Raw genomic sequence first — 19,330 nt, forward strand, 5'->3', positions numbered from 1 at the left:
GACAGCCACTCAGTCGCGCGTGTCTTCCAGCGCCTTGTTGACGCGCAGCGCCAGCAGGGTGCAGGCCACGCCGGACAGCAGATACACGCTGACCGCCACCAGCCCGAAGCGCGCCGACAGGCCCAGCGCGACCAGCGGCGCGAAGGCCGCGCCGAACAGCCAGGCCATGTCTGACGTCAGCGCCGCGCCGGTGTAGCGGAAGCGGCGCGAGAAGTTCGCCGTGACCGTGCCCGAGGCCTGCCCATAGGACAGGCCCAGCAGCGCGAAACCGATCAGGATGAAGGCGTCCTGCGACTTCGGACCGCCGCCCAGCAGCCAGGGCGAAACCAGCGCGAACACGCCGATGGCCGCGGCGAACAGGCCCAGCGTGGTACGCCGGCCGATGCGGTCGGCGATCCAGCCGGAGACCATCGTGCCCAGGATGCCCACGGCCGCGCCCACGATCTGCACGATCAGCACATCGGATATCTGCTGCGTGCCGCTGACCGCGATCCACGACAGCGGGAACACCGTCACCAGATGAAACAGCGCGTAGCTGGCCAGGGCCGCGAAGGCGCCCAGGAACAGGTTGTAACCCTGGTCGCGCACGATCTCGACGATGGCGATGGGTTCGAGTTCGCCCTCTTCGAGCAGCTGCGTGTATTCCTCGGTCACCACCAGCCGCAGCCGCGCGAACAGCGCCACCACGTTGATGGCGAAGGCCACGAAGAAGGGATAACGCCAGCCCCATTCCAGGAAATCGGCCTGGGTAAGCGTCAGATGCAGGAACAGGAACAGCGCGCTGGCGACCATGAAGCCGATGGGCGCGCCCAGCTGGCCCAGCATCGCGTACCAGCCACGACGCTGCGGCGGCGCGTTCAACGCCAGCAGCGACGGCAGGCCGTCCCAGGAGCCGCCCAGCGCCAGGCCTTGCAGGCATCGGAACACCGCCAGCAGCGTGATGGCGTGCATGCCGATCACGTCATAGCCCGGCAGGAAGGCCATGCCCACGGTGGCCGTGCCCAGCAGGAACAGCGCGGCGGTGAGCTTGGTGGCGCGCCCCCAGCGGCGCTGGATGGCCATGGACAGCGCGGTGCCGATGGGCCGCGCGATGAAGGCGAAGCTGAAGATGACGAAGGACCAGAGCGTGCCCTCGAGCGCCGGCTCGAACGGGAAGAACACGCGCGGAAAGACCAGCACGCAGGCGATGCCGAAGACGAAGAAGTCGAAGTATTCGGAGGTCCGCCCGACGATGACCCCCACCGCGATCTCGCCTGGCGCCACCTTGGCGTGGCCGCCGTGTCCGGCCGCGCTCGGCTCTGGAACGACGGGGGCATGACCGGGATATCGCGTGGTGGTCGCCATGTGATTGCTCGCTGAAAGGAGGGTTGTAATACGCCTGGCCTACGCTCTTGCAACACATCCGCATGCGTACCCCCCGATGCCCGGCAAGCCGCGCCCGCAAAGGGCCTGGGCGCGGCGCGGCATGTTGGATCCCGCATACTTTTGCTCTTTTTACCCTAGATTTTTGGCGGCTTCCAGCGTAGTGTTCGGTTTAGCTCCCACGGTTACGTTTCGGGGTATGGCCATGCTGTCTCTCCCAAGGCTTTGCGGATGGATGTTGATTGCCGCCCTGCCATTGCTCTCCGGATGCAATGCGGTCCTGCTCTCGCCTTCCGGCGACGTGGCCCTGCAGCAGCGCAACCTGATCATCATCTCCACCGTGCTGATGCTGCTGATCATCGTGCCGGTGATCCTGCTCACCTTCCTGTTCGCGTGGCGCTACCGCGCCAACAACACGGCCGCCCACTACGATCCCGAATGGAACCACTCCACCGTGCTGGAGCTGCTGATCTGGGCGGCGCCGCTGCTCATCATCATCGCGCTGGGCGCGCTGACCTGGGTCAGCACCCACCAGCTCGATCCCTACCGTCCGCTGGCGCGTCTGTCCGAAGGCCGCGAGGTGCCGCCCGGCACCAAGCCGCTGGTGGTGGAAGTGGTGGCGCTGGACTGGAAATGGCTGTTCCTCTATCCCGAGCAGGGCGTCGCGGCCGTCAATGAAATGGCCGCGCCGGTGGACCGCCCGATCCAGTTCAAGATCACCTCGTCATCGGTGATGAACTCCTTCTTCGTGCCGGCGCTGGCCGGCCAGATCTACGCCATGCCCGGCATGCAGACCACGCTGCACGCGGTCATCAACCACCCCGGCGAATACGAAGGCCTGTCGGCAAACTACAGCGGCGCGGGCTTCTCCGGCATGCGCTTCCGCTTTCACGGCGTGGACCAGGCCGGCTTCGACCGCTGGATCGCCGGCGCGCGCGCATCGGGCGCCACGCTGGACCGCGCGGCCTACCTGAAGCTCGAACAGCCCAGCGAGCGCAACCCCGTCCAGCAATACGCCAGCGTCGCGTCCGGCCTGTTCGACGCCATCGTCAACCGCTGCGTGGAAACCAACCGCATGTGCATGAAGGACGCCATGGCCATCGACGCCCGCGGCGGCATGGGCCTGCCCGGCGCGCGCAACCTGGCCAGCCTGGACGCCGCCACGCGCGAGCGCATCGGGCTGGACGGGCCGCCCAGGCAGTACGTGGGCGCCATGTGCACCTCGGCCTCGGAACTGGCCATGTAGCCGCCCGCGCCCCGGCCGCCGAGCACGGCGGCGCGGCGCAACCCCGGTCTTCTATCCAGGAATCAAGATGACGGATCAAACAGACCTCGCCAAGCTGATATTCGGCCGCCTGACCTCGGATGCCATTCCCTTGCACGAGCCCATCCTGATCGCCACCTTCGCCATGGTGGCGCTGGGCGGCATCGCGCTGCTGGGCGCGATCACCTACTACGGCAAGTGGGGCTACCTGTGGCGCGAATGGTTCACCAGCATCGACCACAAGAAGATCGGGATCATGTACATGATCCTGGGCATCGTCATGCTGCTGCGCGGCTTCGCCGACGCCATCATGATGCGGCTGCAGCAGGCCATCGCCTTCGGCGACTCCACCGGCTACCTGCCGCCGCACCACTACGACCAGATCTTCACCGCCCATGGCGTGATCATGATCTTCTTCGTGGCCATGCCGCTGGTCACGGGCCTGATGAACTACATCGTGCCGCTGCAGATCGGCGCGCGCGACGTGGCCTTTCCGTTCCTGAACAATTTCAGTTTCTGGATGACCACGGGCGGCGCCGCGCTGGTGATGATGTCGCTGTTCGTGGGCGAGTTCGCGCGCACCGGCTGGCTGGCGTATCCGCCGCTGTCCGGCATCCTGCACAGTCCGGACGCGGGGGTGGACTACTACATCTGGGCCTTGCAGATCGCGGGGGTGGGCACCTTGCTGTCCGGCGTGAACCTGCTGGTGACCATCGTCAAGATGCGCGCGCCCGGCATGTCCATGATGCGCATGCCGGTGTTCACCTGGACGTCGCTGTGCACCAACGTGCTGATCGTGGCGGCCTTCCCCGTGCTGACCGCGGTGCTGGCGCTGCTGTCGATGGACCGCTACGTGGGCACCAACTTCTTCACGGCGGACTTCGGCGGCAACCCGATGATGTACGTGAACCTGATCTGGATCTGGGGCCACCCCGAGGTCTACATCCTGATCCTGCCGGCCTTCGGCATCTTTTCCGAGGTCGTGTCCACCTACTGCGGCAAGCGCCTGTTCGGCTACGCGTCCATGGTGTACGCCACGGTCGTGATCACGGTGCTGTCCTACCTGGTCTGGCTGCACCACTTCTTCACCATGGGGTCCGGGGCGAGCGTGAACTCGTTCTTCGGGATCACCACCATGATCATCTCGATCCCGACGGGCGCCAAGATCTTCAACTGGCTGTTCACCATGTACCGCGGCCGCATCCGCTTCGAGGTGCCGATGCTGTGGACCATGGGCTTCATCGTCACCTTCGTGATCGGCGGCATGACCGGCGTGCTGCTGGCGGTGCCGCCAGCCGACTTCGTGCTGCACAACAGCCTGTTCCTGATCGCGCACTTCCACAACGTCATCATCGGCGGCGTGCTGTTCGGCCTGATGGCCGGCATCACCTACTGGTTCCCCAAGGCCTTCGGCTACAAGCTCGATCCGTTCTGGGGCAAGTGCTCGTTCTGGTTCTGGCTGGTGGGCTTCTACTTCGCCTTCATGCCGCTGTACGTGCTGGGGCTGATGGGCGTGACGCGGCGCGTCAGCCACTTCGAGGACGCCTCGCTGCAGATCTGGTTCCAGGTCGCCGCCTTCGGCGCGCTGCTGATCGCGCTGGGCATCGCCAGCTTCCTGATCCAGCTGGTGGTCAGCTACCGCCGCCGCGACGCGCTGCGCGACGACACCGGCGATCCCTGGGACGGCCGCACTCTGGAATGGTCCACGTCCTCGCCGCCGCCCGTCTACAACTTCGCCTTCACGCCACGCGTGCACGACCAGGACGCCTGGTGGCAGATGAAGCAGCACGGCTACCAGCGGCCGACGTCCGGCTTCATTCCGATCCACATGCCTAAAAACACCTGGGCCGGCATCGTGCTGGCGGGGTTGAGCGTGGTGATGGGCTTCGCGCTGATCTGGCACATGTGGCCGCTGACGGTGCTGAGCTTCGCCGCGCTGATCATCGTGGCCATCGTCCATACCTTCAACTACAAGCGCGACTACTACGTGCCGGCCGATGAGGTCGTGCGCAGCGAAGACGCCCGCACCCGACTGCTGAGCAACCATGGCTGAAACCCTGTCCCCGCCCCTGCCCGGCCATCATGTGCCGCCCCCGCAGCCGGAGAAGCTGAGCTTCCACGTGCCCGGCGAGCACCACCCGAAGAACGGCACGCTGCTGGGCTTCTGGGTGTACCTGATGAGCGACTGCCTCATCTTCGCCTGCCTGTTCGCCACCTACGGGGTGCTGGGCCGCAACTATGCGGCGGGCCCGTCCGGCGCCGACCTGTTCGACCTGCCGCTGGTGGCGGTGAACACCGCGCTGCTGCTGCTCTCGTCCATCACCTACGGCTTCGCCATGCTGGAGATGCGCCGCGACCGGGTCGGCGCCACCCAGGGCTGGCTGGCCGTCACGGGCTTGCTGGGCCTGGGCTTCCTGTCGCTGGAAATCTACGAGTTCGCCCACCTGATCCACATCGGCGCCGGGCCGCAGCGCAGCGCCTTCCTGTCGTCCTTCTTCACGCTGGTCGGCACCCACGGGCTGCACGTCACCTTCGGCATCGTCTGGCTGGTGACGCTGATGCTGCAAGTGCGCCGGCACGGCCTGATCCCCGAGAATCGCCGCCGGCTGATGTGCCTGTCGATGTTCTGGCACTTCCTGGACCTGATCTGGGTGGGCGTGTTCACCTTCGTGTACCTGATGGGAGTGCTGCCATGAATGCGCACAGCGGCCACGCCGGCCACGATCACGACCACGGCCATCACGACGAGGACGAAGGCGGCCACGGCACCTTGAAGGGCTACGTCACCGGCTTCGTGCTGGCGGCCATCCTGACCGCGATCCCGTTCTGGCTGGTCATGGGCAAGGTGTTCCCCAGCTCGCGCACGACGGCGCTGGTGATACTGGCCTTCGCGGCGGTGCAGATCGTGGTCCACATCGTTTACTTCCTGCACCTGGACGCCCGCTCGGAAAGCGGCTGGAACATGTTGGCGTTAATATTCACGCTGGTCCTGGTGGTGATCACCCTCAGCGGATCCATCTGGATCATGTACCACCTGAATTCCAACATGATGCCCGTGTCGACCCACGACATGCGGAATATGCCCTGATGGCGGCTAGAAGTTGATGGCGGCAGTAAAAGATCCCACCGGCGATACCCCCCGAAATCCCCGCAGCGCGACCACCCTGGTCATCCTGGGCCTGGTCGCGCTCGCCCTGTTCCTGGGCCTGTTGCGCCTGGGCACCTGGCAGGTCGAGCGCCTGGCCTGGAAGCGCGACCTGATCTCCAAGGTCGACGCGCGCGCCCATGCCGCGCCCGTGCCCGCGCCGCGAGCGGCCGAATGGCCGGCCCTGACCCCGGACAACGCCGAGTATCGGCGCGTGTCGGCGTCCGGCAGCTACCTGTACGACAAGCAGACGCTGGTGCAGGCCGCCACGGAACTGGGCAGCGGCTACTGGGTCATGACCCCGCTGCGGCTCGACAGCGGCGACATCGTGCTGGTCAACCGGGGCTTCGTGCTGCCAGAGTGGCGCAAGACCCAGGCGGCGTTGACGCCGCCCGCTCCGGCCACGGCGAGCGTGACCGGCCTGCTGCGCATGGGCGAGTCCGGAAAGGGCTTCCTGCGCAACAACGACCCGGCCGCCAACCTCTGGTACGGCCGCGACCTGCCGGCCATCGCCGCCGCGCGCGGCCTGGACCCGGTCGCGCCCTACTTCATCGACGCCGATTCGGACGGCGCCGCGCGCGATCCCAAGACCGCGCCGGTGGGCGGGCTGACGGTGCTCAGCTTCCCCAACAATCACCTGGTCTATGCCATCACCTGGTACGGGCTGGCGCTGATGCTGCTGGTGGGCGTGGCCCTGGTCGTGCGCGAAGAGCGGCGGGCGCGCCAGCGGCGCTGATCCCCGCCTTTTCCCGCGCACTCCTCAGGGGCAATAGGGCTGCGCCGGCTGCGGCCGGCGCAGCGCGCTGGCCGCGACGGCCTCGGCCTGCTCCGCCGACTGGCGCCACAACCGCGCCGGCGATTCGCCGTAGACCCGCCTGTGCATGGCAATGAAGGCGCTGTCGCTGGCATAGCCCATCGCATGCGCCACCGTGGTCACCGATTCCCCTTCGGCCAGCCGGGCGCGGGCCAGCAGCAGTCGGCATTGCGTGCGCCAGCGCGTGAACGACAGGCCGGTTTCGGCGATGAACAGGCGCGCCAGCGTCCGTCCGCTGGCGCCGACCCGGCCGCCCCATTCCTCTATCGACAGGCCGCAGGCCGGATTCTTCAGCAGTTCGGCCGCGATGGGGCGCAGCCTGCGGTCGGACGGCATCGGCAGGGGCATGGGCCGAGACGGCGCCGCCGCGAACTCGTCAAGCAGGGTGTCTACGATACGCGCCCGGGCGGCGTCCAGCGGCGCGTCGGCGGGCCAGGCGACGATGCGCAGGATCAGCTCGCGCAGCAGCGGATTGACGTCCAGCACGCAGGGCTGCGCCGGCAGGCCCGGATAGACGTTCGGATCGAAGAACAGGCTGCGAAACGCGTAGCCGCCCGGCATCGTCACGCGGTGCTCACAGCCGCCTGGCAGCCAGGCCGCCTGCAACGGCGCCAGCTCGCCGACGCGGTCGGCCAGGAACAACGTCATGCTGCCCTGCGCCTGGAACAACAACTGTCCGCGCCGGTGGCTGTGCCAGCCCGAGGCATGCGCGCGGCCGTCCACGCCCAGCCCGACCACCGGGCAGGCGGCCTGGTCGGGATCGATCACGGCATCGTAGGCGTAAATCGGCATTGTCCGATTCCCTATGTTTTTTGACTCAACATCGTGATTTTGCGTGCGACGCGCTGGCTACGCTAGGGACTTTTTGAGTTGCGCATCATGAAGGCCCCTCTTTCCCCCCGCCGCGACGGCCTGCCGCCGGCGGCCCTGCTCATCGCCCTGCTGGCCCTGCCGCAAGCGGCGGAAACCATCCTCGCGCCCGCGCTGCCCGACCTGGCCCGCCACTGGCGGCTGGACGCGGCCCTGACGCAGTCCGTCATGGGCATCTACTTCCTGGGCTTCGCCGCCGGCGTGCTGCTGTGGGGCTGGCTGTGCGACGCCTGGGGCCGGCGGCCGGCGCTGCTGGCAGGCCTGTGCACGGGACTGGCGGGCACCCTGTGCGCCGCCTGGGCGCCAGGATTCGAGGCGCTGCTGGCCGAGCGCTTCGTCCAGGCGCTGGGGCTGGCCACCTGCTCCATCACCACGCAGACCATGCTGCGCGACCGCCTGCAGGGCGAGGCGCTGACCCGCTGCTTCATCATGCTGGGCGCCGTGCTGTCCTGGTCGCCGGCGCTGGGGCCGCTGGCGGGCCAGCTGCTGGCGGACCAGGCGGGTTTTCGCGGCGTGCTGGGCGGCATCGCGGCGCTGGCCGGCCTGCTGCTGGCGGCCGGATGGGCGCAGGTCGGCGAAACGCGGACGGCCCCGGCAGCGCGCCAGCCCATGCTCCGGCTGGCGCGCCGCATGCTGCGCGACCCCGAGCTGCTGTGCACGGCCATGCTGGTGGCCGGCCTGAACCTGCTGGCCTTCTCGTTCTATGCTGCCGGCCCCTTCATGACAGGGCCGCTGCCGTGGCTGGGGTTCGGCTGGATCGGCATGGCCGTGGCGCTGGCCGGCACCCTCGGCGCGCTATGGAACCGGCGCCTGCCGGCCTCGCAAGGCCCCGCGCGGCGGGTGGCGCTGGGCCTGTGCTGCGTGGCGGTCGGCGTGGCGGCGCAGGGATTGGCGATCTGGCTCGCGCCCATGCCCGGCCTCTGGTGGGCCGTGGCCGCGCTGCCCATCTTCGCCGGCTACGGCATGGCCATCCCCAACCTGCTGGGGCCGGCGCTGCGACGCTACGGCGACTGCCTGGGCCGGGCCGGCGCGCTGTTCAGCCTGGGCTATTACAGCCTGCTGGGGCTGCTGCTGGCGGCGACGTCGTGGCTGCCTTTCGGCTCGCCCGTGCCGCTGGCGCTGGCCTGGGCGGGGGTGACGCTGGCCCTCGCGGGCCTGCATCGGCTGCGCGGCAGGCTGACCTGAGTTTCGCGCCACGCCGGCATGCGCGCCGCTATGTTCTGCGGCGCGTTCCGCCGCCCCATTGATGAGCGCCGTCAGCGCGCGCCAACGGCGCGCAGCATGTCGACGATGGCGTCCTGGCCGCGCTCGCGGGCATGCCACAGGGGGCTGCGCCCGTCCTTGTCCGCCACGTCCGGGTTGGTCCCGAAGGACAGCAGTTCCAGCACGGTCGCCTGGTACTTCGGCCCGCCATCACCCAGGATGATGGCCTCCAGCAGCGCGGTCCAGCCCAGCTTGTTGACGTGATTGGGATTGACCCCGGCGCGCAGCAGCAGGCGCGCGGTTTCCGCCAGGCCGCGCTCGCAGGCCGGAATCAGCGCGGTGCCGCCGTAGCGATTGGTGCTTCGGATATCCGCGCCATGGCGCAGCGTCAGCGTCAGGATCTCGTTGTAGCCCCGCGCGCCGGCATACAGGTAGGCGCTGTCCTCGATGCGGTTCTTGGCGTTGACGTCGGCGCCCGCCTTCATCAGGACCGAGGCCGCCACTTCGTGGTTGCCCAGCGTGGCGCGCAGCAGGGGCGTATTGCCATCCTCGTCGCGCGCTTCCAGCGGCGCGCCGTCGGCCAGCAAGGCCTTGATCCGCAACACGTCGCCATCGCCGGCGGCCTTCAACAGTTCGGTGCCGGCGTCGCCCTGCGCGGCGGCGGCGCCTTCGGCGACCACGAGCAGCGCGGCGGCCAGGAATGTGCGCCAGGAACGAATGATGGACATGCGCGAAACCTCCTTTCTGGTGTTGCGTCGTCCCACGATTATGCCGTGCATGACGACGACGGCCGCGCCGGGCCGCCCGCGCCGCGTTTGGCGAATGGCGCGGATCGCTGCAGAATCGCGGGATTCGTTTTCCTCCGCACCCGACATGGACACCTTCAACTACATGCGCGCCTTCCGGCGCATCGTGGAACTGGGCAGCCTCGCCAAGGCGGCCGAGGTCCTGGACATGTCATCCGCTGGCCTGAGCAAGCAGCTGCGGGCCCTGGAGTCCCATCTGGGCGCGGTGCTGATCCAGCGCACCACGCGCAAGATGAGCCTGACCGACACCGGCACGGCCTACTACGCCGAGTGCTGCCGGCTGCTGGACGAGCTGGACGCGCTGGAAAAATCCGTGCGCCAGCAGTCCCAGCGCGTCTCGGGCAGGCTGCGCGTGAACGCGCCGCTGTCCTTCGCGCTGAGCGTGCTGTCGCCGCTGCTGGCGCGCTTCCTGCGGCAGTACCCGGAGCTGCGCCTGGACCTGTCCATGGAAGACCGCCTGGTGGACGCGGTGGGCCAGGGCTTCGACGTATCGATCCGGCTGCGCGCGCAGCTGGAAGATTCCACCCTAATCGCGCGCCGGCTGGTATCGCTGACGCAGGTGCTGTGCGCCGCGCCGTCCTATCTGCAAGCGCACGGCCATCCTCGCGACGCGGACGCGCTGCGCGGGCATGCGATCCTGAGCTACAGCCTGGCGGATGGCGCCGCCTCGGTCGAGGAATCCGGACAGGCCTCGGACGCGGCGGCCGGCCAGGACCTCGTCCAGGTCAACAACAGCCTGATGCTGCGCGACCTGCTGGTCGCCGGCCTGGGCATCGGCGCGCTGCCCTCGTTCCTGGCCGACCCGGCCATCGCCGATGGCCGCCTGGCGCGCGTGCTGCCGGACCTGCCAGCCGCGCCCCGGCACGTCTACGCGGTCTATCCCACCAGCCGCCACCTGCAACCCAAGGTTAAGGCCTTCGTGGACTTCCTGGCCGAGCATCTGCCCGCCACCCTGTCCGGCGATTCTTGACGCCCAGCGAATAGAGTCGCAACCGTCATGGGCTTACTGCCGCGCCTGGCGGTCCGTAAGCTGGCGTCCATTGAAACCGCAAGGACGCCAACATGAATCCCTCCCCCGCTTCCGCCCCGCTGACCGTGGACTTCTTCCACGACGTGGTCTGCAGCTGGTGCTATGTGATGTCTCCCCGGCTGCGCCAGGCGGCCGCCGAACTGGGCATCCAGGTGCGCCAGCGCAGCTTCGTGCTGCAGGACAACCGCGAACAGATGGTCCAGGTCTTCGGCTCGATGGTGCGCGCCAAGAGCGTGATCCTGGGCCATTGGGAAACCTGCCTCGGCCATGAGGACCAGCCCCGCATCGATGTCGAAGGCATGCGCGCCGAGAATTTCGAATACCCCAGCGGCCTGGCCGGCGCGCTGGCCTGCCAGGCCGCCCATCTGGTCGCGGGCGACGCCGGCCACTGGGACATGTTCGACGCGATCCAGGATGCGCACCTGAGCCAGCACCGCAACATCGGCGATCTCGACGTGCTGCTGGACATCGCGGTGGCCCTGGGCCATGACCGCGCCGCCTTCGCCGAACGCATGCGGGGCCCGGAAGTGCGCCAGCGCGTGCAGGCCGACCGCGACGCCGCCATGCGCCTGGGCATCCGTTCCATTCCGACGCTGATCGTCGGCGCCGACCTGGCCCGGCTGCAGACCACGCCGCTGGCCGCGCTGCGCCAGCGCCTGCAAGCGCTGGCCTCGGCCCAGGCCTGAGCCCGATCCTCCCGCCTCGGAACCACCGGGCAGCTTCCTTTTTAATCGTTGTCCGCGCACGCGGACCATCACCTGCACAGGTACATCATGAACGCACGCTTTACCCGCAATCTGCTCGGCCTGGCGCTCGGCGCCGCCCTCAGCCTGAACGCCCATGCGCACGGCGCGCCGTCGCGCGCGCCCGCTCCCGGCCAGGAGGTCGGCATCAGCCCCTGGGGCCCGGATGACGAAATTGGCCGGCTGAACCTGATCACGCCCGAATCGCGCGCCGCCGTCATGTCGCGCGTGACCGGCGGCAAGGTCTATGACCTGGCCACCGAGTACTACATGGGCATGCCCAGCTGGCAGGACGCCGGCGATCCCCGCTATCAATTCTGGATGACCCACACGCCGCGCGGCACCGAGGTCGACGATCCCATGGGCGTGGGCAAGGACATGAACGCGGTGCGCAGCTACACCGGCACGGCCTTTTCCATGTACAGCCACACCGGCACGCACATCGACGCGCTCAACCACTTCGGCATCCACGGCAAGATCTGGAACGGCTTTCGCGCCGACGAACATCTGGGCGATCGCGGCTGGAAGCGCACCGGCATCGAGAAATTCCCGCCGCTGGTGGCGCGCGGCGTGCTGATCGACGTGGCCGCGCTCAAGGGCGTGGACATGCTGCCGGACCAGTACCGCATCACCCGCCAGGACCTGAAGGCCGCGCTGGCGCGGCAGAAGACCGAGCTGCGGCAGGGCGACATCGTGCTGATCCGCACCGGCCGCATGAAGCTGTACAACGACCCGGCCGCCTACATGGCCAAGCCGCCCGGCATGGGCCTGGACGCCGCCCGCTACCTGGTCGAGGAAGGCGGCGCCATGATCCTGGGCGCCGACAACCTCAGCTTCGAGACCTTCCCGTCAGAGGTGGCCGACGACTACGTGCCGCTGCACACCTATCTGCTGGCGCAGCAGGGCGTGCCCATCATTGAGCTGGCCGCGCTGGATGAGCTGTCGCGCGACCAGGTCTACGAGTTCGCCTTCATCGGCGGCCCGCTGAAGATCCGCGGCGGCGACGCGGCGCCGCTGCGGCCGGTGGCGATGCCGCTGCGCTGAGGACACGGCCACCGCGCGGGGGAAGCCGCCGCGCTTCCCCGAAATCGGACAGGGCCGGCGTCGAGGCTTGCGCCGCGCCGGTGGCGCTCAACCCTGGTCCAACCGCATCGCCGGCCGCGCCTGCACCTTGTCCAGCCAGGCCTGGACATGCCGATGCGAGGCAATCGGAGCGCCCAGAAAGGCGGTGTAGCCGAGCACCGAGCCAACCACCAGATCCGCCAGCGAATACGAGGCGCCCACGATCCAGGCCTGCTTGGCCAAATGGCCATCCAGCACGGCCAGCAGCCGGTCCAGCTGCGCCAGCGCGCGCTTGGCCTGCTGCTCGTCGCGTTGTTCCCCGTCGCGGGGATGAAGGGCCGTGCTCAGGCTCCACACCGCCGCGCCGTAGGTAACGTAGGACCAGGCGCACCACGACATGGCCTGCAGCCGTTCGGGTGTATCGGCCGCCGGCCACAGCCCGCGCTCCACGCCGTAGCGCTCGCCCAGCCACAAATGGATCGCCAGCGCCTCGAACATCGGCGCGCCGTCCACCGTCAGCGTCGGCACCGCGCCGTTGGGATTGAGAGCCAGGAACTCCGGGCGGCGCTGCTCGCCGGCCTTGAGGTCGATCAGGACGCGCTCGTGCGCCACTTCCAGCTCGGCCAGGGCGCTGGCGATGGGAGAGGCGCTGGACATGGGGTGCCAATACAAGACGATGGACATGGACAATGCTCCGTTGAACGGGACCGGGACAGGAGACGCCCGGGCCAACTCTGAGCACTGTAGAATCCATTGCGGACAAATTCTGTCCTCAATATCATCCGGCATTCTGCATCTCGCAATCCGCTCCCCTCTTCATTCGCCACGCGCGCCATGCTCACCGCCACCCACCGCCTGCTGCGCCTGCTGTCGCTGCTGCAAACCCGCAGCCACTGGAGCGGCCCGGAGCTGGCCACGACGCTGGAGGTGCATCCGCGCACGCTGCGGCGGGATATCGACAAGCTGCGCGAGCTGGGCTACCCCATCCACGCCAGCAGCGGCATCGCCGGCGGTTATGCCTTCCGTCCCGGCAAGGCGCTGCCGCCGCTATTGCTGGACGATGAGGAAGCGCTGGCGGTGGCCATCACGCTGCGCACGGCGGCAGCCGGCTCGGTGGGCGGCATCGAGGAAACCGCGCTGCGCGCGCTGATCAAGCTGGAACAGGTCATGCCGGCGCGCCTGCGCCGGCGCACCGACGCGCTGCGCGCCGCCGTCGTGCCGCTGGAGCCGCATGGCCCCACGGTGGACGCGGCGTTGCTGGCCACGCTGGCGGCGGCCTGCCGCGATCAATTGCGGGTGGCGTTTGATTATCGGGATGGGCGCGGCCAGGCCAGCTCGCGCACGGTGGAACCACAAGGCGTGGCGCATGCCAGCCAGCGCTGGTACCTGGTGGCCTGGGATCCGGCGCGCGACGACTGGCGCATCTTCCGCCTGGACCGCATTGCCGGGCCGGCAACCGTGGGCGCGCATTTCACGCCGCGCCCCTCGCCTGGCGGCGGAGACCTGCGCGAGTACGTCTCGCGCACGCTGCGACTCGGCGCCTATCCGGCGCAGGCGCGCATCGTGCTGCATGCGCCACGGGCGGCCATGGCCGCCCGCATCCCGTCCGCCGCCGGCGAGATCGATGAGGTCGACGACGCCCGCTGCCTGCTGCGTTGCAGCGCGGCGTCTCTGGACAGCCTGACGTACTGGTTGATGGCGCTGGACGTGGAATTCCAGGTCCTGGAGCCCGCCGCGCTCATCGAGCGACTACGGGTCGCCGGCGAACGGCTGGCTCGCGGCCTGGCGCGCAGCGCCTGAACAGGCTAGACCGACTTGCGGCCTTCGGTTTCGGCGCGCGTCATCTGCTCCATGAGCAGCGCGACCTTCTTCAGCACTTCCTGCTTCTCGGCCGGAGACATGGCGTCGAACTTCTGCTTGGAAATGCCCAGCGAGGCCAGGGCCGAATAGAGCATCTTGTCTTGCAGGGACATGCCGGCGAATTCCATGAACTCCCGTTCGGCGTCCGAAGGCGCGGCCCGGACCGCGCCCGACACGCCGCCCGCGAATGCCGGCGCCGCGCGCAGCTGCGCATCCTGGAACGCCGAGCGGAACGCTCCGCCCGCAACGCCGCCACGCACGGCCGAGGACGCGATCCCCGCGTCGGCCGACATTCCCAATCCATCCATGCGAGTCATGATGATCCCTGAGCAGAATTCGGAAAAGACGAGGCCCGATGCCGTTGCGGCGGGCCCCAGACCACGGGCGAAAGAACCCGCAGCTTGGCAAGATAATCCACCGGCCGGCAAGCGAAAGCGCGAAGCTGCGGCGCTTCTGTCGCCTTGATCCCTGATTTGGATATCTGTCATGGATTTTTGCGCCGGCCTTCGGGTATCTTGTGAGTCCCGCACGCGGCTGATCCGCGCGCCCACACCAGTCTCCAGAATCCCGATGAGCTCAGACATCCTCCCCGACGACGCCCCCGTTTCCGCCCCAGTCCCCCAGGCCGACGCGTTCCTGCAGTTCCTCGTGAATCTGGTGAACAACGGCGGACAGCTCAAGAGCATCGGCGTCACGCTGCAAATGGGCGGCATGCTGGCGTCGGGCTCGATCGTGTCGGGCGCCGAGTATTTCGACACCTTTGCCTCGGGCTTCGCTGACGCGCTGGACGGCCAGGCGAACGATACTCGCCAGGCGGTGCGCGCCTCGCTGGCGGAACTGGGCGACGTCTTCCGCCAGCCCCAGCCAGCCGAACCGCTGCCCAACTACATCCATCTGGCCGACGCCCTGTTCTTCAGCGCCGACGGCACGCCCATCGCGGGCCAGCCCACCCTGTGGCGCGGCCGGATCGCCGCCGTGGACGGCTTCATCCTGGGACGCCTGCAATCCGACGTCAACGCCTGAACGCGCCGCAAGGCGGCGCGCCCGAACGGTGACAACCAAGGGATGGCGTGGCGTCTCAGGCCGCCAGGCTGCAGGGCTGGCTCCAGCGCGTGGTGGCGGCACTGAAGCTGCGCCATGCATTGCCATCGGCGCGCAGCCAGGCGTCCAGGCATTCCGGGCTAAGCGCCGAGGACAGGGCCGAGCCCTGGAACAGCAGGTCGCCATGCCGGCGCAGCCAGGCGAAGTCGCGCATCGCGTCCAGGCGATGCACGGCCAGCTGCAGATTGGCGCTCCAGGCGCGCTCCATCAGGCTGAAGAAGCGCCACTGCAAGGCCTGGTTCTCGGAAAAGCCGTCGGGAATGTCGACGCGCACGCCCAGCGCCCGCAACACACCATGCGTGGACGGCACGCCGCCGATGGCCGTGGGCAAAAGGCGCGCGCGCAATTTCGCATTGAATTCGGGATAGCAAAGAAACAGCTCGGCCTGCCGGCAGAGCCGGATATTCATGGGCAACAGGAACGTCACGCGGCGGGCGGGAACGGAAAGCGGCCCGTCTTGATCATGGTCGACCAGCCTGTTCACCCACAGCGCGTCGCCGGTCAGGGCGATGCCCAGATCGCCGCACAGGCGCATGGCCGGATCACCTTCCGCGTCCATGTCCATGGCGTGCTCGACGGACAGGTCTATGGGCAGCTCGTATTTGTTGAAGAACGCCACGCCGGCCAACAGGCTGGCGCCCATGCCCGACGGCGCCAGGCCCTGCCAGGGCGAAGCGCGGCTGCGTCCCTGCACGGCGTACTCATGGACCTGGCCCTGCGCGGTGAACACGGGCTGGAATCTCAACAGCACCGAGTCTTCATAGAGCGCCCAGGCGCGCGACTCGTCATGCATGGCGACTCCAGACTGCGAGAAAGCGGCGCATGCCGGACAGCGGAACTCGCCACGTGCGAAATGGGGAAAGGATGCGCTCGATTGGGGCGGGCCGACAGCCCGGTGAGAAGATCATGCTGGCCTCGAATACCGATAATGGCGGGGCCTGCCGTGGCCCCAGCCCGCCTGAGCTGCCGCGCCAGGAAACCGCGGCGAACTGCCGCCAGCCTCTGCCGTGGCTGGATATCGTGCCGATGGTGCCCAACAGGCACTGCCCCTTGAACAAGAAAATTCTGAATCACTGTTGTTTTCTGAACTTTCCTAGAGACCACGCCACCATGGTCATAAGACCTCGCCCACGGCGGAAGGCCCCCGCCCACCGACGGCCAAGGACGATCCCCCTCAAAAGCCTCGCCGGTTTTTAAGATTCTTCTCATATCCGGACTGGGCCCGGCTTCCTACCATGCAGGAAATGCCGGTAAAAGATCTGAGCCCCCCCGCCACCGCCCCCGAAGACGCACCCCGAGCGGCGTCCGTACTGCTGCAATTTTTCGCCGTGGCCGCGCTCTTTTGCGTCGTGGTGGGCGCCACCCTGTACCTGCACTGGACCTTCAGCAGCGCCGTCTCCGGATACCGCCGCCAGATGAATGCGGCGGCCTATGACGCGCAACTGTTCTTCGACCAGCGCGAATCGCTGCTGCGCTCGATCCTCGCCTCGGCGGTGCGCAACACCGACAAGGCCCCCATCTCCGATACCCCCAGCTACTTCGGCAACACCCGCCAGATCGAAGTCCTGCCCCTGCCCGAGGAACCCGGCCAATACGACTGGGCGCTGGTGCTGACGCCGCGCGACCTGCTGAACGTCGGCCTGGCCAACGCCACCATGGTCCACACGTCCCTGCGGCGCAACGCCACCATGCGCATCGACTCGCACGGCACGCGCGCGGCGCCCGGCATGTCTCCCCGCATCCAGGAATGGCTGACACAGACGCTGCTGCGCCACACTGACATCCCGCCGCGACAGGACGGGCATCCGCCCATCATCTGGCTGCATCCGCCGATGGATACCGCGCAGCGCCTCTTCCTGTACACGCCGCTTGATATCGGCGATCCGCAGTCGGGCTGGATCGGCCTGGAAGTCGCCGGCGTGGACGCGGCGGTCAACCCCGCGAATCTCGGCGGCAGCACGTACTCGCTGTTCGACGAGCGCAACCGTCCCGTGATGCACAGCCCCGGCGCCCCCATGTTCGAAGGCGAGGTCACGGACCAGCGCGAAGACTCCTTCCGTCTGCTGGGCGACGGCTGGCCGCCGACGCACCTGGCCCTGAGCAAGCAGGTCGGCGAAGACGGCTGGCGACTGGTCTACTACACATCGCTGCGGCAAGTGCTGCGCGACCACGCCGCCACCCTCAAGACGGCGGCGGTCGTCACGACGTTTATCCTGGCCCTGGTGCTGCTGCGGATCCGCTACATCCGCCGGCACATGGTCCAGCCAGCGCTGCGCCAGTACGAAGCGCTGACCGACAGCGTGTCGCTGAACCGCAAGCTGATCGAGGTCGCGCCCGTGGGCCTGTGCCTGCTGCGACGCAGCGACGGCACGCTGGTCATGTCCAATGAAATGGCGCGCCACTGGTTCCAGGACACCCCGGGCTGGCGCGCGGAAATCCTCGCCCACCAAGGCGAAAAGGCCGGCCGCGAATACACGCTGGACGATGGCCGCAGCGCGTACCTGACATTCGCTCCCACAACTTATCAGGGCGAGGACGTGGTGCTCTGCGGCATCAGCGACATTTCCGAGCTGAAGAAATTCGAAAGATCGCTGCTCCAGGCCAAGTACGATGCCGAGGCCGCCAATCACGCCAAGACCGTCTTCCTCACCACCATGAGCCACGAGATCCGCACGCCGCTGTACGGCATTCTCGGCACGCTTGAACTGTTTTCACTGACCAAGGTGAACGGACAGCAGGAGCAATACCTGGAGACCATCCAGCAGTCCTCGTCGACGCTGCTGCGCACGGTCAACGATACGCTGGACCTTTCCCGCATCGAAGCCGGCCACGTCGCGCTCGAGGAAGCGCCGTTCTCGGCCGTGGAACTGCTCAACAACGTCGCGGCAAGCTATGCCGCGCGCGCCCATGGCAAGGGCTTGCGCACCTACGCCATCTCCGACCCGGCGACGCCCGCCGCGCTGCATGGCGACAGCACGCGCATCCGCCAGATCCTGGACAACCTGATGAGCAACGCCATCAAGTTCACGGAAGCCGGCCAGATCGTGCTGAGGCTGCGCCTGATACGGCGCGAACGCGGCCTGTCGACCCTGGCCTTCCAGGTCGCCGACACCGGCTCCGGCATCGCGCCGCAGCACCAGGCCCGCCTGTTCGAACCCTACTACCAGGTCGACACGGACAAAAACGTGCGCCTGCCCGGCACCGGCCTGGGGCTGTCCATCTGCAGCCGGCTTTCCGACATGATGGGCGGCTCGCTCACCGCGGTCAGCGAGCTCGGGCTGGGCACCAGCATCACCTTCGAAATCACGCTGCCGACCGCGGAAGACCCCGCCGAAGCGCCGGTATCCTTGTCCGGAAACGCCATGATCTACGTGCAAAGCTCGGTGCCCGAGATCGTCTCGAACCTGTGCGGCTGGCTCCGGCGCTGGGGCGCGGCGGCGGTGCCCTATCCTCCCGCAGGCAGCCCGCGCGTCGACGCCGCCGTTCTGCTGCGGGCATGGCCGTACGCGCCGGAACCCGCTCACTGGACAGGCCCCACCGTAATCACGCATCCGCCCGGCATGAAGCCGCGCGTGGAGGATGGCAGGCGGACCTGGTTCGCCAGCTGCTACAGCCTGTCCAACATCGCGCATGCCCTGCGGCTGGCCCTGGGCCGTTCCGCGCACGTCACGAGCTACGGTCAGCCGGCCAAGCACGAACTTGTCGACCTGCGCGTGCTGGTGGTCGAAGACAACCCCATCAGCCAGCTGATCCTGCGCGAGCAGCTGGAGCACCTGGGCTGCACCGTCGTCACGGCCAGCAACGGCCAGGAAGCGCTGGCGCTGCCGGACGCCCTGTCGTTCGATTCCGTGCTGACCGACCTGAACATGCCCCTGGTCGACGGCTACGAGCTTACGCGGATCCTGCGCGAGCGCGGCTATCAGCAGCCTATCCTCGGCATCACGGCGAATGCCTTCCCCGACGAACAACGCCGGGGCATGAACGCGGGCATGACCAGCCTGCTGGTGAAACCCCTACCTCTGAATGTCTTGCGCCAGACACTGCAAGCGGTGAAAGTCCCTCGGAGTTGA

18 protein-coding genes are annotated in these 19,330 nt (G+C 68.0%); 12 read left to right on the top strand and 6 right to left on the bottom strand.

Features of this window, described 5'->3' with window-relative positions:
* Positions 1-9 precede the first annotated feature (9 nt).
* Positions 10-1,344: an MFS transporter gene (locus C2U31_RS29455; protein ID WP_103276035.1), complete on the bottom strand. Its 1,335-nt coding sequence runs from the start codon at positions 1,342-1,344 to the stop codon at positions 10-12.
* A 253-nt stretch (positions 1,345-1,597) separates the two neighbouring features.
* On the opposite strand from C2U31_RS29455, the gene cyoA reads away from it, so the two are divergent.
* The 5 genes from cyoA (at position 1,598) to C2U31_RS29480 (ending at position 6,507) form a co-directional block, all read left to right on the top strand.
* Positions 1,598-2,608: a ubiquinol oxidase subunit II gene (cyoA, locus tag C2U31_RS29460; RefSeq protein ID WP_369869718.1), complete on the top strand. Its 1,011-nt coding sequence runs from the start codon at positions 1,598-1,600 to the stop codon at positions 2,606-2,608.
* 67 nt (positions 2,609-2,675) lie between these two features.
* On the top strand, positions 2,676-4,679 hold the full coding sequence (gene cyoB / locus C2U31_RS29465) for a cytochrome o ubiquinol oxidase subunit I (protein ID WP_103276036.1): 2,004 nt from the start codon (positions 2,676-2,678) through the stop codon (positions 4,677-4,679).
* Entirely contained in the window at positions 4,672-5,322 is a 651-nt protein-coding gene (cyoC, locus tag C2U31_RS29470) for a cytochrome o ubiquinol oxidase subunit III (RefSeq protein ID WP_103276037.1), read from the top strand. Before cyoB ends, cyoC begins: the two co-directional genes overlap by 8 nt.
* Complete coding sequence (cyoD, locus tag C2U31_RS29475) at positions 5,319-5,714, top strand: cytochrome o ubiquinol oxidase subunit IV (RefSeq protein WP_103276038.1); 396 nt, start codon at positions 5,319-5,321, stop codon at positions 5,712-5,714. The genes cyoC and cyoD overlap by 4 nt, the downstream gene beginning before the upstream one ends.
* Positions 5,715-5,730: 16 nt before the next feature.
* Positions 5,731-6,507 (top strand): SURF1 family protein, encoded by a 777-nt coding sequence (locus tag C2U31_RS29480; RefSeq protein WP_103276039.1) that lies wholly within the window; start codon positions 5,731-5,733, stop codon positions 6,505-6,507.
* Between the two features lie 24 nt (positions 6,508-6,531).
* Here C2U31_RS29480 and C2U31_RS29485 read toward each other — a convergent pair whose 3' ends face one another.
* Positions 6,532-7,377, bottom strand: coding sequence for a helix-turn-helix domain-containing protein (locus C2U31_RS29485; RefSeq protein ID WP_103276040.1), 846 nt, complete (start codon positions 7,375-7,377; stop codon positions 6,532-6,534).
* An 87-nt stretch (positions 7,378-7,464) separates the two neighbouring features.
* Here C2U31_RS29485 and C2U31_RS29490 point away from each other — a divergent pair, with 87 nt between their 5' ends.
* On the top strand, positions 7,465-8,640 hold the full coding sequence (locus tag C2U31_RS29490) for an MFS transporter (RefSeq protein ID WP_103276041.1): 1,176 nt from the start codon (positions 7,465-7,467) through the stop codon (positions 8,638-8,640).
* A gap of 71 nt (positions 8,641-8,711) precedes the next feature.
* Here C2U31_RS29490 and C2U31_RS29495 read toward each other — a convergent pair whose 3' ends face one another.
* Complete coding sequence (locus tag C2U31_RS29495) at positions 8,712-9,386, bottom strand: ankyrin repeat domain-containing protein (protein ID WP_103276642.1); 675 nt, start codon at positions 9,384-9,386, stop codon at positions 8,712-8,714.
* A gap of 145 nt (positions 9,387-9,531) precedes the next feature.
* On the opposite strand from C2U31_RS29495, the gene C2U31_RS29500 reads away from it, so the two are divergent.
* The 3 genes from C2U31_RS29500 to C2U31_RS29510 all read left to right on the top strand — a co-directional run bounded on the left by C2U31_RS29500 (position 9,532) and on the right by C2U31_RS29510 (position 12,281).
* Positions 9,532-10,434, top strand: coding sequence for a LysR family transcriptional regulator (locus C2U31_RS29500; RefSeq protein ID WP_103276042.1), 903 nt, complete (start codon positions 9,532-9,534; stop codon positions 10,432-10,434).
* 92 nt (positions 10,435-10,526) lie between these two features.
* A complete protein-coding gene (locus C2U31_RS29505; protein WP_103276043.1) occupies positions 10,527-11,180 on the top strand; it encodes a DsbA family protein in 654 nt (217 codons plus the stop codon).
* 87 nt (positions 11,181-11,267) lie between these two features.
* Positions 11,268-12,281 (top strand): cyclase family protein, encoded by a 1,014-nt coding sequence (locus C2U31_RS29510; protein ID WP_103276643.1) that lies wholly within the window; start codon positions 11,268-11,270, stop codon positions 12,279-12,281.
* 87 nt (positions 12,282-12,368) lie between these two features.
* Here the strand turns inward: C2U31_RS29510 and C2U31_RS29515 are convergent, their stop codons facing one another.
* A complete protein-coding gene (locus C2U31_RS29515) occupies positions 12,369-12,983 on the bottom strand; it encodes a glutathione S-transferase family protein (protein WP_103276044.1) in 615 nt (204 codons plus the stop codon).
* Positions 12,984-13,133: 150 nt separating this feature from the next.
* Here C2U31_RS29515 and C2U31_RS29520 point away from each other — a divergent pair, with 150 nt between their 5' ends.
* Positions 13,134-14,099 carry a YafY family protein gene (locus C2U31_RS29520; protein WP_103276045.1) on the top strand — a complete coding sequence of 322 codons (966 nt, stop codon included), beginning with the start codon at positions 13,134-13,136 and terminating at the stop codon, positions 14,097-14,099.
* A gap of 5 nt (positions 14,100-14,104) precedes the next feature.
* On the opposite strand, the gene C2U31_RS29525 is transcribed toward C2U31_RS29520, so the two are convergent.
* Complete coding sequence (locus C2U31_RS29525) at positions 14,105-14,476, bottom strand: hypothetical protein (RefSeq protein WP_158658494.1); 372 nt, start codon at positions 14,474-14,476, stop codon at positions 14,105-14,107.
* Positions 14,477-14,729: 253 nt separating this feature from the next.
* Here C2U31_RS29525 and gvpU point away from each other — a divergent pair, with 253 nt between their 5' ends.
* Complete coding sequence (gene gvpU / locus C2U31_RS30890) at positions 14,730-15,182, top strand: gas vesicle accessory protein GvpU (protein ID WP_199770918.1); 453 nt, start codon at positions 14,730-14,732, stop codon at positions 15,180-15,182.
* 55 nt (positions 15,183-15,237) lie between these two features.
* On the opposite strand, the gene C2U31_RS29535 is transcribed toward gvpU, so the two are convergent.
* Positions 15,238-16,053: a hypothetical protein gene (locus tag C2U31_RS29535; RefSeq protein WP_103276047.1), complete on the bottom strand. Its 816-nt coding sequence runs from the start codon at positions 16,051-16,053 to the stop codon at positions 15,238-15,240.
* Positions 16,054-16,588: 535 nt separating this feature from the next.
* On the opposite strand from C2U31_RS29535, the gene C2U31_RS29540 reads away from it, so the two are divergent.
* Positions 16,589-19,330, top strand: a complete 2,742-nt coding sequence (locus C2U31_RS29540; protein WP_369869719.1) for an ATP-binding protein — start codon at positions 16,589-16,591, stop codon at positions 19,328-19,330.

This window comes from Achromobacter sp. AONIH1 (genome assembly GCF_002902905.1).
Lineage (GTDB): Bacteria > Pseudomonadota > Gammaproteobacteria > Burkholderiales > Burkholderiaceae_B > Achromobacter.

Excerpts from the sequence above, each read along its gene's own strand:
- C2U31_RS29455 (WP_103276035.1), bottom strand. The coding sequence starts at position 1,344 with ATGGCGACCACCACGCGATATCCCGGTCATGCCCCCGTCGTTCCAGAG.
- cyoA (WP_369869718.1), top strand. The coding sequence starts at position 1,598 with ATGTTGATTGCCGCCCTGCCATTGCTCTCCGGATGCAATGCGGTCCTG.
- cyoB (WP_103276036.1), top strand. The coding sequence starts at position 2,676 with ATGACGGATCAAACAGACCTCGCCAAGCTGATATTCGGCCGCCTGACC.
- cyoC (WP_103276037.1), top strand. The coding sequence starts at position 4,672 with ATGGCTGAAACCCTGTCCCCGCCCCTGCCCGGCCATCATGTGCCGCCC.
- cyoD (WP_103276038.1), top strand. The coding sequence starts at position 5,319 with ATGAATGCGCACAGCGGCCACGCCGGCCACGATCACGACCACGGCCAT.
- C2U31_RS29480 (WP_103276039.1), top strand. The coding sequence starts at position 5,731 with ATGGCGGCAGTAAAAGATCCCACCGGCGATACCCCCCGAAATCCCCGC.
- C2U31_RS29485 (WP_103276040.1), bottom strand. The coding sequence starts at position 7,377 with ATGCCGATTTACGCCTACGATGCCGTGATCGATCCCGACCAGGCCGCC.
- C2U31_RS29490 (WP_103276041.1), top strand. The coding sequence starts at position 7,465 with ATGAAGGCCCCTCTTTCCCCCCGCCGCGACGGCCTGCCGCCGGCGGCC.
- C2U31_RS29495 (WP_103276642.1), bottom strand. The coding sequence starts at position 9,386 with ATGTCCATCATTCGTTCCTGGCGCACATTCCTGGCCGCCGCGCTGCTC.
- C2U31_RS29500 (WP_103276042.1), top strand. The coding sequence starts at position 9,532 with ATGGACACCTTCAACTACATGCGCGCCTTCCGGCGCATCGTGGAACTG.
- C2U31_RS29505 (WP_103276043.1), top strand. The coding sequence starts at position 10,527 with ATGAATCCCTCCCCCGCTTCCGCCCCGCTGACCGTGGACTTCTTCCAC.
- C2U31_RS29510 (WP_103276643.1), top strand. The coding sequence starts at position 11,268 with ATGAACGCACGCTTTACCCGCAATCTGCTCGGCCTGGCGCTCGGCGCC.
- C2U31_RS29515 (WP_103276044.1), bottom strand. The coding sequence starts at position 12,983 with ATGTCCATCGTCTTGTATTGGCACCCCATGTCCAGCGCCTCTCCCATC.
- C2U31_RS29520 (WP_103276045.1), top strand. The coding sequence starts at position 13,134 with ATGCTCACCGCCACCCACCGCCTGCTGCGCCTGCTGTCGCTGCTGCAA.
- C2U31_RS29525 (WP_158658494.1), bottom strand. The coding sequence starts at position 14,476 with ATGACTCGCATGGATGGATTGGGAATGTCGGCCGACGCGGGGATCGCG.
- gvpU (WP_199770918.1), top strand. The coding sequence starts at position 14,730 with ATGAGCTCAGACATCCTCCCCGACGACGCCCCCGTTTCCGCCCCAGTC.
- C2U31_RS29535 (WP_103276047.1), bottom strand. The coding sequence starts at position 16,053 with ATGCATGACGAGTCGCGCGCCTGGGCGCTCTATGAAGACTCGGTGCTG.